The following is a 13,864-nucleotide window of genomic DNA, read 5'->3' on the forward strand; positions in this document are numbered from 1 at the left end:
AACGACAGTGGCCCCACGCGAATCCGCGCGGGCTGCCGCAACCGTTCTCTTTCATCCGGACTTTAACCGTCGGCCTCGGAATTGCACCGAATCTGCTGACCCTTCTTCGACTTCACGAAGAAGGCGCTCGCGGGCTTGGGCTTTGACACCCTTACCGCCGGTGGGGACTTTCACCCCGCCCTGAGAACATCGGCACGCCCGGAATGGACGTGCCTGAAGCGAAATATGACCAAAGCGCGACCGGCGGGCAAGGACCTTTGGCATGGGAATCCGGCATGTCCCCCATGAGCGGTAAGCGAGTCTTGAGCATTTTCGGGTCTGATCGAGAGAGAACGGAAGCTCAATTCTTGTTTGAGGCGTTTTCTTCTCGCGAAACGGTGTCCACTTCGCTCGAAAGCGCTCTGGAGGTCTCGTGTGGTGCGAAACCGATTCACAGATGCGGCAAGACGGCGGCAAATAGTTAACAAATCGTTGCCGCGCCAGCTCCGATTCCGATTTGTTCTCAAATTAATAAATATGGCGCGATCAGCTGTGGACGATGCGCGCTTTGGCTGTGGACGGACTCGGCGTGCGGTTGCGCCGATTCCGCAAATCACATCACTTCAACCGCGTCAGGTCCAGGGCATCCGGAAGCCCAATCGAGGAACTGCACTCGGCCACGACGCAGTTGTCGCACGTGCCGGCTTCCGTGTGCGTATCAACAGAACATAAGAACAAGGGTCGAGACGGCATGTCCCTGCTCGAAGGCATTATTGATTCCCGTAACAACCCGCTTGCAGTGGTCGAGGATATCGCCGCTCACAACAACTGGGCATTCGAGCGATCCGGCGAAGACGAGGTCACGATCGTCTCAAAGGGCGACTGGACCGACTATCAGCTCTCCTTCACCTGGATGGGCGAGATCGAGGCGCTGCATCTCGCCTGCGCCTTCGACATGAAGATTCCGCAAGCGCGCCGCGCCGAGGTGCAGCGGCTGATCGCCGCGATCAACGAGCAATTGTGGGTCGGTCATTTCGACCTGTGGACCCACACCGGCATGGTTATGCACCGCCAGGCCTTGGTGCTGCCCGGCGGCCTCACCGCCTCCGCCGCGCAATGCGAGAGCATGCTGGTGAACGCGATCCATGCCTGCGAGCGCTACTATCCCGCATTCCAGTTCGTGGTGTGGGCCGGCAAGTCGGCAGCCGAAGCGATGTCGGCCGCGATGTTCGACACCGAGGGCGAGGCGTAAGGGTTTTCGCTGCGACGCTTCCGCGAACTCAGCGTCGTCCCTGCGAAAGCAGGGACCCATACGCCGTGACGGCAGTCGTTGCCCAAGCTGCTTGCGGCTTACTCTGCGCTTCACTAGAACCGCCCGTGGTTATGGGTCCCGGCCTTCGCCGGGACGACACCGAGTTTGTGGAGGCGCCCGTGAGCAGCAGCGCATTGAAAAATACGACCGGCACCATCGCGCTTGCGGGTGCGGGCAAGATGGGCGGCGCGATGCTGACCGGCTGGCTGGCGCAGGGGCTCGCACCCGAGCGCGTGGTGGTGATCGATCCGCATCTCGCGCCCGAGATTTCCGCGCTCGCCGCCAAGGGTGTCCGTCTCAATCCGCCGGCGAAGGATGTCGGCGCCGTCGATACGCTGGTCGTCGCCGTGAAGCCGCAGTCCTTCCGCGAAGCCGGTGCCGCGCTGAAGGCGTTTGTCGGCTCCTCGACGCTGGTGGTCTCGATCATGGCCGGTACGACGATATCGGCGCTGGAAGAAGTCTGCGGCGGCAGGGTGGTGCGCGCCATGCCGAACACGCCGGCGGCGATCGGCCGCGGCATCACGGTCGCGGTGCTCGCGCCAAGCGTCACATCAGCGCAACGCGCCACGACGGATGCACTGCTGCAGGCGACCGGCCTGGTCGAATGGGTCGACGATGAAAGCCTGATGGATGCGGTGACCGCGGTCTCCGGCTCCGGCCCGGCCTATGTGTTCCTGCTCGCCGAAGAACTCGCCCGTGCCGGCGTCGCGGCCGGCCTGCCCGAGCAGCTTGCCACCACGCTGGCGCGCGCGACCGTCGCAGGCTCCGGCGAACTGCTGCATCGCTCCGACCTGCCGTCCGCAACCCTGCGTCAGAATGTCACCTCGCCCGGCGGCACCACCGCCGCGGCGCTCGAAGTGTTGATGGCCAATGACGGGATGCAGCCGCTGATGACCCGCGCCATCGCCGCCGCGACCAAGCGCTCGAAGGAATTGGCGAAGTAGCGACTGCAGGGCGGCCATAAACGCAAGCGCACCGACTACGCGAGCATATCTGTAAGTCCCGTCACCCTGAGGTGCTCGTCGGAGGGTGTGGCTTAAGTGGCCTCGAGCCGCTTGTTGAAGCTTTCGACATTGACCAGGCCGCGGGCGTGGCGGCCTTCGCCGAGCTTGCGCGTTCCTTCGAAGGCTTCGACGTCGAAACGGATCACGCGGCGCTCGACCGCGATCACCCTTGCAGTGGTCCGCACCGTCGCGCCGACAAGGGCAGCGGCGAGATGACGGATGTCGACCTCGGTGCCGACCGTGACCCAGCCCGGCTGCAGCGCGCTCCTGATAGCATCGCCCGACGCCATCTCCATCTCGAGGATCATCATCGGCGTCGCATAGACCATCGGCATGCCGGGCACGAAATGCCCGACGGTACGCTCCGGCGGCACCACGAGCATGCGCTCGGCGCTCATGCCGATGGTGATGAAGTCGCGTGCGTCCATGGTAGTCCCAAGACAACTGTCGTCCCGGCGAAAGCCGGGACCCATATGTGGACGGCCCCCGTGGCACAAGAGCTTTTTGAGCGGATCGGATCGCTTGCATCCATATGTCCGGCCTTTTGAGTGCGATCGGATGGATCGCTGGCCAAGATGGTTTGCGCGATGCGAGTTCCAAACAACCACGCGGCCTGTTGACGGCCGATGGGTCCCACGGACTGTCTCGCATCGTTGCTCGATCGATCGCTCCATCTGCTCCTGCAGCTCCGGGTCGGCTGACGAGCGAGCCCGCCAGCCGGCCAATCTGTTAGACGGCGACTGCCGCGGTGGCATTGATCCGTGCGGCGTCATAACTCTCGCCGGTCGCCATCAGCTTCCAGGCGATGCGGGCCACCTTGTTGGCGAGCGCCACGGCGGCAAGCTTCGGTGGCTTGCGCTTGATCAGTGCCAACAGCCAGCGCGAGTGATGGCCGCGCCCGCGTCTGGCCTGCTGGATGACCGCCGTTGCCCCGATCACCAGCAGGCGGCGCAGGTCCTCGTCGCCCGCCCGCGTGATCCTGCCAAGCCTGGTTTTGCCGGCGGTGGAGTGATCCTGGGGGGGGAGGCCGAGCCAGGCTGCGAAGTGACGGCCGGAGCGGAAAGCATGGGGATCGGGTGTCTTCATCACGAGCGTCGTTGCAACGATCGGCCCGACAGAAGGGATCTGCGCCAGACGCCGGCCCACGGCGTCGGAGCGGTGCCAGGCCATCAATCTGGCTTCGATCTCCTGCAGCTCGCCCACGAGTCTGGTGTAGTCGCGGCCCAGCACCGTAAACAGCTCGCGTGCCAGGGCAGGAAGCGTCTCGTCCTGCGCAATCCGCGCCAGCAGCGGCTCGATCTTGTCGGTCCCTTGGGCCCCGATCAGGCCAAACTCCGCCGCATGGCCGCGGATCATATTGCCGAGCTGGGTGCGCCGGGCGATCAATCCAGCGCGGACACCCGTCAGCATCAGCGCGGCCTGCTGCTCGACCGTCTTGACCGGCACGAACCGCATGCTCGGCCGGCTCATCGCTTCACACAGCGCCTCCGCATCCCGACCGTCGTTCTTGTTCCGCGACACATAGGGCTTCACCAATTGCGGCGCCATCAACTTCACCTCGTGGCCCAGCTTGCGAAGCTCCCGTGCCCAATGGTGCGAGGCCCCACAGGCCTCCATCCCGATCACGGTCGGCGGCAACTTGGCGAAGAACTCCAGCACCTGCTTGCGCGCAAGCTTCTTGCGCAACACAGGCTGTTCCGCCGCATCAACCCCATGCAGCACAAAAATATACTTCGACGTATCCATTCCAATGCGGATAATCTCTCTCACGGACGGCTCCCTTGTCTGAGATTTGCAACAACCTCATTCTGGCACACTGATGCCGTAGGGGGCCGTCCACACCATCAACCACCGACGCCTGATGTCACGAAGGCTGGAGCACCAGCGAACTCAACAATCAGCATCGGTGGTTATGGGTCCCTGCTTTCGCAGGGACGACCCGTGGAGAGATGGGAAGCTATTTCTTCGCCGCGGCGGCGCGCTCGACGAAGGTCTTGCCACCCTTCATCTTGTGGTGCAGCGGCGCTTCATTGATTTGAATCACGACCGCATCGGCATCGACGCCGAGGTTCGTGACCAGCGCCTGGGTGATGTCGCGCATCATGCCGGCCTTCTGTTCGTCGGTACGGCCTGCGGCCATGCTCACGGTGATCTCGGGCATTGTTGCTCTCCCTATTATCTTCGTCATGGCCGGGCTTGTCCCGGCCATCCACGATCTCAGGCATCAAACAAGACGTGGACATCAGGCACAAGGCCGGGCATGACGCCGAAATGAATGGCTATCCCCAGCTCACGTCATGCCGCGCCAGCACTTCACGGACTTTTGCGACGAGATCGCCTTCCGCGCAGGAGAACTGCGCAGGACGGGTTTCGCGCCACTCCTGATTGGAGGCGATCGCAGCCGCGGCCTTGGCGCCTTCGATCAGGTCCTTGATCTGCACCTCGCCGCGCGCTTTTTCGTCGCTGCCCTGGATGATGACGCAGGGCGAATTGCGGCGATCGGCATATTTGAGCTGATTGCCCATATTCTTGGGGTTACCAAGATAGAGCTCGGCGCGGATGTGCGCCTGGCGCAGTTGCGCGACCATCTTCTGGTAGTCGGCAACACGATCGCGATCGAACACGGTGACGACGACGGGCCCGAACTCCGGCCTTGTGTCGAGCTTGCCGAGCATGGTGAGCGCCGCCTGCAGTCGCGACACGCCGATCGAGAAGCCGGTCGCCGGCACCGGCTCGCCGCGGAAGCGCGAGACCAGGCCGTCATAGCGCCCGCCGCCGCCGACTGAACCGAAGCGCACCGGACGGCCCTTCTCGTCCTTGGTCTCGAGCAGGAGTTCAACCTCGTAGACAGGGCCGGTGTAGTACTCGAGGCCGCGGACGACCGAGGGATCGATGCGAATTTGATCCACCCCATAGCCGGACTTGCGAAACAGAGCGCGCATCCGCTCTAGCTCATCCCAGCCCTCCATGCACAGCGGTGAGCCGGCATAGAATGATCCCTCCTTAGGAATCATAAATGCATCTTGATCGATGTTTTGAGGAGCCAGGAATTCGCTCCCCTTCCCGACTGCTAAGTCACTTGAGGTCTGAGTTGCCATCTCAATGAATTCCATCAACCTTGAGATCTGCGCAGGTTCGAGCTCGGCGCCTCTAGTAAAGTCGCCACTTTCATCTTTGCGACCAGCACCCAACAGCGGTTGGACGCCCTCCAGCCCCAGCCGATCCAGCTTGTCGATCGCTCTCAGAACGGTAAGACGCCTTCCCGCATTCTCCTCACCTCGTAGGCCGACAAGCTCCATCACCCCATCGAGCACCTTGCGGTTGTTCACCTTGACGACATACGAGCCACGCTCAATCCCAAGCGCCTCCATTGTGTCGGCCGCCATCATGCAAATCTCAGCGTCGGCGGCGACCGTTGAAGCGCCCACCGTGTCCGCATCGAACTGCATGAACTGACGGAAGCGCCCGGGACCCGGCTTCTCGTTGCGAAACACGTAGCCGAAGCGGTAGGAGCGATAGGGCTTTGGCAGATGCTCAAAGTTTTCCGCGACGTAGCGCGCCAACGGCGCGGTCAGGTCGTAGCGCAGCGAGATCCACTGCTCGTCATCGTCCTGGAACGAGAACACGCCCTCGTTGGGACGGTCCTGATCGGGCAGGAACTTGCCGAGCGCGTCGGTGTATTCCATCGCCGGCGTCTCCACCGGCTCGAAGCCGTAGAGCTCGTAAACGGCGCGGATCTTGTCCACCATCTGGCGCGTGGCTGCGATCGCAGCGGGACCACGATCTTCCAGTCCGCGCGGCAAGCGCGCCTTCAATTTCTGCGGTTTTTTCGGTTTGTCGGTCATGGGCGGCTAGGTATCAGCCATGGCGCAGCCGGGCAACCGTGCTTGCTCCCCTTAACCTCGCCCCGCTTGCGGGGAGAGGTCGGATCGCATCGCCAGATGCGATCCGGGTGAGGGGGTACCGGTCTGACCACCACCTCCGGAATCTGCCGAGACAGCCCCTCACCCCAACCCTCTAAGAGCGAGCTTCGCTCGTCTCGACCCCGCAAGAGCGGGGCGAGGGAGCCCGCCAGCGCGCCTAGCTCACGCCGCCGCCTGCTTGCCCTTTGGCTGCACTTCGGCGGTGTAATCCGTCATCAGCTGCGCCGAAATCCGGCCGGGCGTGAACTTCCATTTGGCGATTTCAGATACCGGGGTGACCTCCGCGGCGGTGCCTGACATGAAGCACTCCGAGAAGCCGTCGAGTTCGTCCGGCATGATGCGGCGTTCGATCACCTCGAGGCCGCGGCGCTTGGCGAGATCGATCACGGTGGCGCGGGTGATGCCGGCCAGGAAGCAGTCCGCGATCGGCGTGTGGATCTTGCCGTCCTTGACGAAGAAGATGTTGGCGCCGGTGCACTCGGCCACCCGTCCCTGCCAGTCCAGCATCATCGCGTCGGCATAGCCCTCGCGCTCCGCTTTGTGCTTGGAAATCGTGCAGATCATGTAGAGACCCGCGGCCTTCGCCAGCGCCGGGATGGTGGCCGGATCCGGCCGCCGATAGTCGGCGAGGCCGATGCGGATGCCCTTCAGTTTCTCGGCGGGATCGAAATAACTCGGCCAGTTCCAGGCGGCGATCGCCAGATGGATGGTGTTGGTCTGTGCCGCCACCCCCATCATCTCCGAACCGCGCCAGGCCACCGGGCGGACATAGGCGTCCGGCAGGTTGTTCCGGTCGATGACGAGTTGCTTGGCCGCATCGATCTCGGCGGCCGAATAGGGAATCTCGAAGTCGAGGATGTTGGCCGACCGCTTCAGCCGTTCGGAATGCTCCCGGCTCCTGAAGACCGTGCCGCCATAGGCGCGCTCGCCCTCGAACACGCTGCTTGCGTAGTGCAGCCCATGGGTCAACACATGGACGTTGGCATCCTGCCACGGCACCAGCTTGCCGTCATACCAGATGACGCCGTCGATCTTGTCGAATGACACTCCCATGGGCTTTCTCCCGGATGGACGCGATTATCTGCGTCCGCGCCTGCGCGCTGTTGAGATGAAGGGCCCCAGCACCGCGCCTGAGGGGCGGTCTGCCGCATCTGCCGTCGCTTCGACGTCCTTTTGCAGAGTGCTGAAGTCCAGTATGTTTGCCGAGATGCCGCTCGACAATCGCACGGTGGTCCAATTTGCGGCCCAAACCGCCATCACTGGCTCTTTCAGGCCGTTCCAAACGCTGCCATGGACGAAGCGATCTAATGTTTCGTCGCGACAGGCAGTTTTGTAACATTGAACCCAAGATACGTCAACATGACTGACATAAATTTCTCAGGCATGGCTGCCAAGCCTGATTCGCAGGGAAGCGACCATCCGTCCTCAACGGCTGGCCCAAGCGACCTGCGCTGGGACCTCATCGAGCTTCTGTTCTTTGCCTACCGGGACTTTGTCGGCGACGCCGACCAGGAACTCGAAGCTTTCGGCTTCGGCCGCGCCCACCACCGGGTCATTCACTTCGTCACCCGCTATCCCGGGCTGAAGGTCGCCGACCTCCTCGATGTGCTACGGATCACCAAGCAGTCGCTCGGGCGCGTGCTCAAGCAGCTGCTCGACGAGGGCTACATCGTCCAGAAGACCGGCAACAATGACCGCCGGCAGCGCCTGCTCTACGCGACGCCGAAGGGCGAGGCGCTGGTCGGCAAGCTCGCGGGGTTGCAGACCGACCGCATCAACCGCGCGGTCGCCGGTATCGATGCCGATGGTGTCGAGACGGTGCGAGGATTCCTGCGCGCGATGATCGACCGCGACGATCCCGACAAGGTGTTAGAGGCGATCTTCGGCGGCAGAAAGACAAAGGAGTGATCTTGGCTCAGGTTGCAACCATGGTGCGCGCGCCGGCCCAGCCGGCCGACGACGCGCCGCATCTTCTCCTGGTCGACGACGACCGGCGTATCCGCGACCTGTTGTCGCGCTTTCTTTCAGGCGAAGGCTATCGCGTCACGACCGCGATGAGCGCCAGCGACGCCCGCGCCAAGCTGCTGGGGCTGCATTTCGACCTCCTGATCCTCGACGTCATGATGCCTGGAGAGACCGGCTTCGACCTCGCCCGCTTCATCCGTACCTCATCGTCGGTGCCGATCATCATGCTGACCGCGCGGCACGAGGCCGAGGCCCGCATCGAGGGCCTGCAGATCGGCGCCGATGATTACGTCGCCAAGCCGTTCGAACCGCGCGAGCTCGTGTTGCGCATCGGCAATATCCTCAAGCGCACCACGCCGCCGCAGGTCGCCGCCGTCGAGCAGATCGCGTTCGGCCCCTACATCTTCCATATCGAGCGCAGCGAGCTGCGCCAGGGCGAGGAGATCATCCATCTCACCGACCGCGAGCGCGAGATGCTGCGCATCCTCGCAAGCGCTCCCGGCGATACCGTGCCACGCACCGCACTGACCAGCGGCGGCACCGTCAACGAGCGCGCCGTCGACGTCCAGATCAACCGCCTCCGCCGCAAGATCGAGCGCGACCCCGCCAATCCGCTGTTCCTGCAGGCGGTGCGCGGCATCGGCTATCGCCTGGTGGCTTCGCCGTAAGATGCAGCCATGAGCACGCTCGACACCAGCCTCACCCTGATCCGTAACGCCTCGCAGCGCGTGTCGAAGGCCAATGGCTGGATGGGCAACGCGTTCAAGGGCTGGATGCCGACCGGCCTTTATGCCCGTGCGCTGCTGATCATGATCGTGCCGATGGTGATCCTGCAGACCGTGGTCGCGTTCGTGTTCATGGAACGGCACTGGAACACAGTGACGCGGCGCCTGTCAGCCGCGGTGGTCTCGGACATCGCCGCGCTGATCGACGTTTACAAGAACTATCCGCAGGACAAGGACCGCGTGCAGTTTCGCCACATCGCCCAGCGGCTGCAGCTTGTAGTCGACTTCCTGCCCACAGGCGACATGCCGCCGCCGGGGCCCAAGCCGTTCTTCTCCCTGCTCGACCAGGCGCTCTCGGTGCAGCTCGGACGGCAGATCAACCGCCCGTTCTGGATCGACACCGTCGGCAACTCCAATCTGGTCGAGATCCGCGTGCAGCTCGACGATTCGGTGATGCGGATATTCGCGCAGCGCAGCGCGGCCTATGCCTCCAATTCGGAGATCTTCATCTTCTGGATGGTCGGCACCTCGTCGATTCTGCTGATCGTCGCGGTGCTGTTCCTGCGCAACCAGATCAAGCCGATCCTCAGGCTGGCCGATGCCGCCGAAAGCTTCGGCAAGGGCCGCGAGGCGCCGAATTTCCGGCCGCGCGGCGCGCGCGAGGTGCGGCGCGCCGCGCAGGCGTTCCTGGAAATGAAGGCGCGCATCGAGCGCTCGATCGAGCAGCGCACCGCGATGCTCGCCGGCGTGTCGCATGATTTGCGCACCATCCTGACCCGCTTCAAGCTCGAGCTCGTCCTGCTGGGCGAAGGTCCCGAAATCGACGCGATGCGCAAGGACGTCGACGAGATGTCGATGATGCTCGAAGACTATCTCGCCTTCGCGCGGGGCGATTCCGGCGAGATCGCCCAGCCGACCGACATGACGATGGCGCTGGAGGAATTGCGCTGCGACGCCGAGCGTCACGGCCATATCGCCACCGTGGCGTTCCACGGCCTGCCCGTCGTCACCGTGAAGCCGGCCTCGTTCAAGCGCTGCCTCGGCAACCTCGTGTCGAATGCGGCGCGCCATGCCAACACGATCTCGATCACCGGCCAGCGCGATCACCGCTATCTCACCGTGACCGTCGACGACGACGGCCCGGGCATTCCGGCTGACATGCGCGAAGAGGTGTTCAAGCCGTTCCTGCGGCTCGACGATGCCCGCAACCAGGACGAGGGCGAGGGCGGCACCGGGCTCGGCCTTGCCATCGCCCGCGACATCGCCCGCTCGCATGGCGGCGACATCATGCTCGGCGAAAGTCCGATGGGCGGCTTGCGCGCGGCGGTACGGGTGCCGGTGTAGCCGCTTCAGTTCTGTTTCTGCATCTGCTTCGGGATCAAGCTCTTCAGCTTGTCGACGTCGTGGACATTCATCTTGATGCCACCGGGCATCATGATGTCGCCGACCTTCTGGTCCGGCTTGCAGGCGCCGAGCCACTTCGCCTCGAGCGTCGTGACGTGATCGCCTTGTGTCGCGCCGCGCTCGCTGTGCGACGTCGACTTGACGGTATAGGCGGAATTGAAATCCCCGGTGATCTCGGAATGCGTCGTGATCGACGCATTGCCGAAGCCGCATTCGGAATCGCTGACATAACCGGTCGCGGTCTTCTGAATGTCCTTCTTGGAGCAGGCTTCCTTCGACAGCGGCGAGAAGGCGGTGCTCATCTCCTTATCGGTGGTCTCGTCGGTGCACTGCTGCATCGTCATTTCAGGCAGCGGCGAATTGGTCCGCACCATCTTCACTTCCCACAGGCCCGCCTTGCGGATCGGCAGATCGACCGCGCTGGCCGCGCCGGCCGACAACACCAGGCAAACTGCCGAACCAAATAATGCAAGCTGTCGCGTCATGGCGATTGGCTCCCGGCTGATCGGTTGCAGGATTCGAGGCAGTGTCAGTAGAGCGTTCGCAACGGCCGGTTCGCGGCGCCGTAGGGTACCCAGCGGCAGGCAAACGAGATGTAGCCGCCCGGATAGGCCTGCACGGCGAGGAATTTTGCCACCTTGCCGTAGGAAGCGCAGTGATCGACGGCAAGCTGCCGAGCATCGGTCTGGGCGGCCAGCGTGTAGGCAATTATACCGCCGGTATCATTCGCCTTGAACGGCGGCACCGGCTGCAACCAGTCGGCCCGCGCCGGCGCAATGGCCAGCATCCCGCAAACGGCAACCAGGCACGCGGCCATCATCCTTCGCATCGCAGACTCCATTTCGCTTGCCAACAACATAGAGTGCGCCGGTGGCCATGGAAAGAACGAGCCTCTCTCCGAAGCGGACTTCTCCTCAGGTGTTGCCGCGCTGCACTTGACCTCGCCGGGCCTTCGCGGCACCGTCCGCCGCATCGGATCATCGGGCGGACTCCCATGCGCAACCTGTTCATTTCTCCCAAAAAACTCGGCCTCGGCGCCGCGCTCATGTTCGGGCTGCTGGCTTTTGGGGGCACGGCGCAGGCCGCAAATCCGTTCGAGCTGAATTTCTGGCTGTCCGGTCCGCGCTATGACGGCCGCGTGGCCCCGTGCGAGTCGGCCTTGTCGACCATCAGCTCGCAGTTCCACGAGAAGGAAGCCACCTTCTGGAATTCGCCGCTGGTGATCACCGGCTACGGCCGGATCCACGAAACCGCGTTCCGTCCCTGGCAGTCCGACAATATTCCGCGCCGCTATTGCGCCGGCGACGTGATGCTGAGCGACGGCAAGACGCGCACGGTCCACTACTCGATCATCGAGGACGGCGGCTTCGCTGGCTTCAACCAGGGCGTCGAATGGTGCGTCACGGGGCTCGATCGCAACTGGGCCTACAACCCTTACTGCCGAGCCGCGCGGCCCTGATCTCCTGCCAGACTGCCGAGAATTGCTTGCGCCTGCCTCCTCCAAGGAGCAGGCGGCTTTTTTGTTCTTGAAATGTTCCGATCTCCTGTTAGGTTCGACAGGGTCGAGTTAGGGAGCGTTTGATGCCTCGGTTGGTCACAATTTCCCGATTTCTGATGTCGCTTGCAGCCATCGTCCTGGTCTTGGCCTCCGCCGGCATGGCGTCGGCCCAGGACCGCCGGCAGAACGCACCGGGCGAGTTCGATTACTATGTGCTGTCGCTGTCATGGTCGCCGTCCTTCTGCGAATCGGCCAGCGAACGCGGCAACAACGGCCGCGGCACGCAGGCGCAGTGCGGCGGGCGGCCGTTCTCCTTCGTGGTGCACGGCCTGTGGCCGCAGTATGAACACGGCTTCCCGGAGTACTGCCAGCGGCCCTCGCCGCGCCTTGGCCGCAACATCATGACTTCGATGCTCGATCTGATGCCGGCGCCCGGGCTGATCTTCAACGAATGGGACAAGCACGGCACCTGCTCCGGCCTCGACGAACGCGCCTATTTCGAAACCGTCCGCAAGGCACGCGCCGCGGTGAAGATCCCTGAGGAATTCCTGCAATTGTCGGAGCCGAAGACGATCGCGCCCGACGATTTGGAAGCGGCGTTCATCAAGGCCAATCCGGGGCTCAGCAATTCGGCCATCGCGGTCACCTGCGACCGCAAGCGGCTCAGCGAAGTGCGGATCTGCCTCTCCAAGGAGCTGCAATTCCGTTCCTGCGAGGAGATCGACCGCCGCGCCTGCCGCCGCGACGAGGTGCTGATGCCGCCGATGCGCGGCGGATAGCTTCCCTCTCCCGTCATTGCGAGGAGTTCGCGACAAAATTGCCAAGCGATTTTGCGCTGAAGCGACGACTCGCCGCGGAAGCCTCGGCGAAGGCGGAAGCAATCCGTTCTTTCCTCGTGGTGAGACATGGATTGCTTCGCTCCGCTCGCAATGACGTGGTAACTGCTATCTGATGAACTACCGTCACGCCTTTCATGCCGGCAGCTTCGCCGATGTCATCAAGCACATCGTGCTGGTGCGCATGCTCACCTACCTGCAGGAGAAGCAGGCGCCGTTTCGCGTCATCGACACTCACGCCGGCGCCGGACTCTACGATCTCACATCGAGCGAAGCGCAGCGCGGCGGCGAATGGCTCACCGGCATCGCGCGGCTGATGCAGGCGCGCCTGTCCGACAAGACGTCGCCGCTGGTCACGCCCTATCTCGACATCGTCAGAGCGTTCAATCCAAAGGCCGAGTTGAAGTCCTATCCCGGCTCGCCCTTGATCGCGCGCGCGCTGTTGCGACCGCAGGACCGCCTCACCGCCTGCGAGATCGAGCAGACCGCGCGCAGGCAACTGATCGACGCGCTGCGGCGCGACACGCAGGCCCGCGTCGTCGATCTCGACGGCTGGACGGCGCTGCCGGCGTTCGTGCCGCCGAACGAGCGGCGCGGTCTGGTGCTGATCGATCCGCCGTTCGAGGCCAAGGATGAGTTCGAGCGGCTGGCCAAGGGCTTTTCGGAAGCGTTCGCAAAATGGCCGACCGGCATGTACCTGATATGGTATCCCGTAAAAACACGGAGGGCGACCGACGAACTCGCCCGCAGCGTGGCCGCAACAGCAGCAACGAGCCGGCCGCCCGGCAAATGTTTGCGCCTTGAATTCAGTGTTGCGCCGCAGGAAACCGGCAGCGGCCTCGTTTCCACCGGCCTTTTGATCGTGAATCCGCCGTGGACGCTCGCCAACGAGTTGAAGATCATTCTGCCCGAACTCGAGAAGCCGCTTGGCCAGGGCGGTGCTGCCCGCTTCAGACTCGAGACGCCCAAACCATAATCCGGCACGCCTGCTGAAAAATGTGCGTAGGCAATCTGCGCGGAAGCGTATTATGCTCATCCTGTTACGACTGGCTTTACGTTCCGCTTCCGCGAATGGTTGCGGCGGAGTGACAAGGCCGAGATAAAATCCAGGCAGACCGGTGGCGTGACGCCGGCCTGCTCAGGTGGCCAAGCTCCCGACAAGCGAATGTCGGTCAACTGCTGCGCGGCGTGCGCGTAGCAGTGGAGCAATACGGGGGA

At 63.5% G+C, this 13,864-nt stretch carries 15 protein-coding genes and 1 riboswitch; of the genes, 8 read left to right on the top strand and 7 right to left on the bottom strand.

The features are described from left to right. Nucleotides 1–39: 39 nt before the first annotated feature. A riboswitch (FMN riboswitch) is annotated at nt 40–192 on the bottom strand. 538 nt (nt 193–730) lie between these two features. Continuing rightward, on the top strand, nt 731–1,231 hold the full coding sequence (locus ACP2YO_RS40325) for a YbjN domain-containing protein (protein WP_426436748.1): 501 nt from the start codon (nt 731–733) through the stop codon (nt 1,229–1,231). 131 nt (nt 1,232–1,362) lie between these two features. After that, nucleotides 1,363–2,235 carry a pyrroline-5-carboxylate reductase gene (gene proC / locus ACP2YO_RS40330; RefSeq protein ID WP_426443438.1) on the top strand — a complete coding sequence of 291 codons (873 nt, stop codon included), beginning with the start codon at nt 1,363–1,365 and terminating at the stop codon, nt 2,233–2,235. Between the two features lie 92 nt (nt 2,236–2,327). On the opposite strand, the gene ACP2YO_RS40335 is transcribed toward proC, so the two are convergent. The 5 genes from ACP2YO_RS40335 to ACP2YO_RS40355 all read right to left on the bottom strand — a co-directional run bounded on the left by ACP2YO_RS40335 (nt 2,328) and on the right by ACP2YO_RS40355 (nt 7,271). Beyond that, on the bottom strand, nt 2,328–2,723 hold the full coding sequence (locus ACP2YO_RS40335) for a thioesterase family protein (RefSeq protein WP_426436749.1): 396 nt from the start codon (nt 2,721–2,723) through the stop codon (nt 2,328–2,330). Between the two features lie 301 nt (nt 2,724–3,024). Next, nucleotides 3,025–4,065, bottom strand: a complete 1,041-nt coding sequence (locus tag ACP2YO_RS40340) for an IS110 family transposase (RefSeq protein ID WP_426436750.1) — start codon at nt 4,063–4,065, stop codon at nt 3,025–3,027. A 187-nt stretch (nt 4,066–4,252) separates the two neighbouring features. Continuing rightward, nucleotides 4,253–4,456, bottom strand: coding sequence for a tautomerase family protein (locus ACP2YO_RS40345; protein ID WP_426436751.1), 204 nt, complete (start codon nt 4,454–4,456; stop codon nt 4,253–4,255). 118 nt (nt 4,457–4,574) lie between these two features. Further along, on the bottom strand, nt 4,575–6,140 hold the full coding sequence (gene hisS, locus ACP2YO_RS40350) for a histidine--tRNA ligase (protein WP_426436752.1): 1,566 nt from the start codon (nt 6,138–6,140) through the stop codon (nt 4,575–4,577). A 240-nt stretch (nt 6,141–6,380) separates the two neighbouring features. Further along, on the bottom strand, nt 6,381–7,271 hold the full coding sequence (locus ACP2YO_RS40355; protein WP_426436753.1) for a branched-chain amino acid aminotransferase: 891 nt from the start codon (nt 7,269–7,271) through the stop codon (nt 6,381–6,383). Between the two features lie 306 nt (nt 7,272–7,577). Here ACP2YO_RS40355 and ACP2YO_RS40360 point away from each other — a divergent pair, with 306 nt between their 5' ends. Genes ACP2YO_RS40360 through ACP2YO_RS40370 form a run of 3 tightly spaced genes read left to right on the top strand, consistent with a single transcriptional unit; the run spans nt 7,578 to nt 10,252 of the window. Beyond that, nucleotides 7,578–8,126: a MarR family winged helix-turn-helix transcriptional regulator gene (locus ACP2YO_RS40360; protein ID WP_426436754.1), complete on the top strand. Its 549-nt coding sequence runs from the start codon at nt 7,578–7,580 to the stop codon at nt 8,124–8,126. 20 nt (nt 8,127–8,146) lie between these two features. Then, entirely contained in the window at nt 8,147–8,851 is a 705-nt protein-coding gene (locus tag ACP2YO_RS40365) for a response regulator (protein WP_426443439.1), read from the top strand. Between the two features lie 9 nt (nt 8,852–8,860). Beyond that, a complete protein-coding gene (locus ACP2YO_RS40370; RefSeq protein ID WP_426436755.1) occupies nt 8,861–10,252 on the top strand; it encodes an ATP-binding protein in 1,392 nt (463 codons plus the stop codon). A 5-nt stretch (nt 10,253–10,257) separates the two neighbouring features. Here ACP2YO_RS40370 and ACP2YO_RS40375 read toward each other — a convergent pair whose 3' ends face one another. Both ACP2YO_RS40375 and ACP2YO_RS40380 read right to left on the bottom strand, forming a co-directional pair. Next, nucleotides 10,258–10,797 (bottom strand): DUF3617 domain-containing protein, encoded by a 540-nt coding sequence (locus ACP2YO_RS40375; protein ID WP_426436756.1) that lies wholly within the window; start codon nt 10,795–10,797, stop codon nt 10,258–10,260. Between the two features lie 44 nt (nt 10,798–10,841). Then, a complete protein-coding gene (locus ACP2YO_RS40380; protein ID WP_426436757.1) occupies nt 10,842–11,141 on the bottom strand; it encodes a hypothetical protein in 300 nt (99 codons plus the stop codon). Nucleotides 11,142–11,306: 165 nt separating this feature from the next. On the opposite strand from ACP2YO_RS40380, the gene ACP2YO_RS40385 reads away from it, so the two are divergent. The 3 genes from ACP2YO_RS40385 to ACP2YO_RS40395 all read left to right on the top strand — a co-directional run bounded on the left by ACP2YO_RS40385 (nt 11,307) and on the right by ACP2YO_RS40395 (nt 13,622). Further along, nucleotides 11,307–11,771 carry a hypothetical protein gene (locus tag ACP2YO_RS40385; RefSeq protein WP_426436758.1) on the top strand — a complete coding sequence of 155 codons (465 nt, stop codon included), beginning with the start codon at nt 11,307–11,309 and terminating at the stop codon, nt 11,769–11,771. 155 nt (nt 11,772–11,926) lie between these two features. Then, nucleotides 11,927–12,589, top strand: a complete 663-nt coding sequence (locus ACP2YO_RS40390; protein ID WP_426443440.1) for a ribonuclease T2 family protein — start codon at nt 11,927–11,929, stop codon at nt 12,587–12,589. A 172-nt stretch (nt 12,590–12,761) separates the two neighbouring features. Continuing rightward, a complete protein-coding gene (locus ACP2YO_RS40395; RefSeq protein WP_426436759.1) occupies nt 12,762–13,622 on the top strand; it encodes a 23S rRNA (adenine(2030)-N(6))-methyltransferase RlmJ in 861 nt (286 codons plus the stop codon). Nucleotides 13,623–13,864: the final 242 nt, after the last annotated feature.

The sequence above is a fragment of the Bradyrhizobium genosp. P genome (assembly GCF_049949265.1).
GTDB lineage: Bacteria > Pseudomonadota > Alphaproteobacteria > Rhizobiales > Xanthobacteraceae > Bradyrhizobium.

Excerpts from the sequence above, each read along its gene's own strand:
- ACP2YO_RS40325 (WP_426436748.1), top strand. The coding sequence starts at position 731 with ATGTCCCTGCTCGAAGGCATTATTGATTCCCGTAACAACCCGCTTGCA.
- proC (WP_426443438.1), top strand. The coding sequence starts at position 1,363 with ATGGGTCCCGGCCTTCGCCGGGACGACACCGAGTTTGTGGAGGCGCCC.
- ACP2YO_RS40335 (WP_426436749.1), bottom strand. The coding sequence starts at position 2,723 with ATGGACGCACGCGACTTCATCACCATCGGCATGAGCGCCGAGCGCATG.
- ACP2YO_RS40345 (WP_426436751.1), bottom strand. The coding sequence starts at position 4,456 with ATGCCCGAGATCACCGTGAGCATGGCCGCAGGCCGTACCGACGAACAG.
- hisS (WP_426436752.1), bottom strand. The coding sequence starts at position 6,140 with ATGACCGACAAACCGAAAAAACCGCAGAAATTGAAGGCGCGCTTGCCG.
- ACP2YO_RS40355 (WP_426436753.1), bottom strand. The coding sequence starts at position 7,271 with ATGGGAGTGTCATTCGACAAGATCGACGGCGTCATCTGGTATGACGGC.
- ACP2YO_RS40360 (WP_426436754.1), top strand. The coding sequence starts at position 7,578 with ATGACTGACATAAATTTCTCAGGCATGGCTGCCAAGCCTGATTCGCAG.
- ACP2YO_RS40365 (WP_426443439.1), top strand. The coding sequence starts at position 8,147 with ATGGTGCGCGCGCCGGCCCAGCCGGCCGACGACGCGCCGCATCTTCTC.
- ACP2YO_RS40370 (WP_426436755.1), top strand. The coding sequence starts at position 8,861 with ATGAGCACGCTCGACACCAGCCTCACCCTGATCCGTAACGCCTCGCAG.
- ACP2YO_RS40375 (WP_426436756.1), bottom strand. The coding sequence starts at position 10,797 with ATGACGCGACAGCTTGCATTATTTGGTTCGGCAGTTTGCCTGGTGTTG.
- ACP2YO_RS40380 (WP_426436757.1), bottom strand. The coding sequence starts at position 11,141 with ATGCGAAGGATGATGGCCGCGTGCCTGGTTGCCGTTTGCGGGATGCTG.
- ACP2YO_RS40385 (WP_426436758.1), top strand. The coding sequence starts at position 11,307 with ATGCGCAACCTGTTCATTTCTCCCAAAAAACTCGGCCTCGGCGCCGCG.
- ACP2YO_RS40390 (WP_426443440.1), top strand. The coding sequence starts at position 11,927 with ATGTCGCTTGCAGCCATCGTCCTGGTCTTGGCCTCCGCCGGCATGGCG.
- ACP2YO_RS40395 (WP_426436759.1), top strand. The coding sequence starts at position 12,762 with ATGAACTACCGTCACGCCTTTCATGCCGGCAGCTTCGCCGATGTCATC.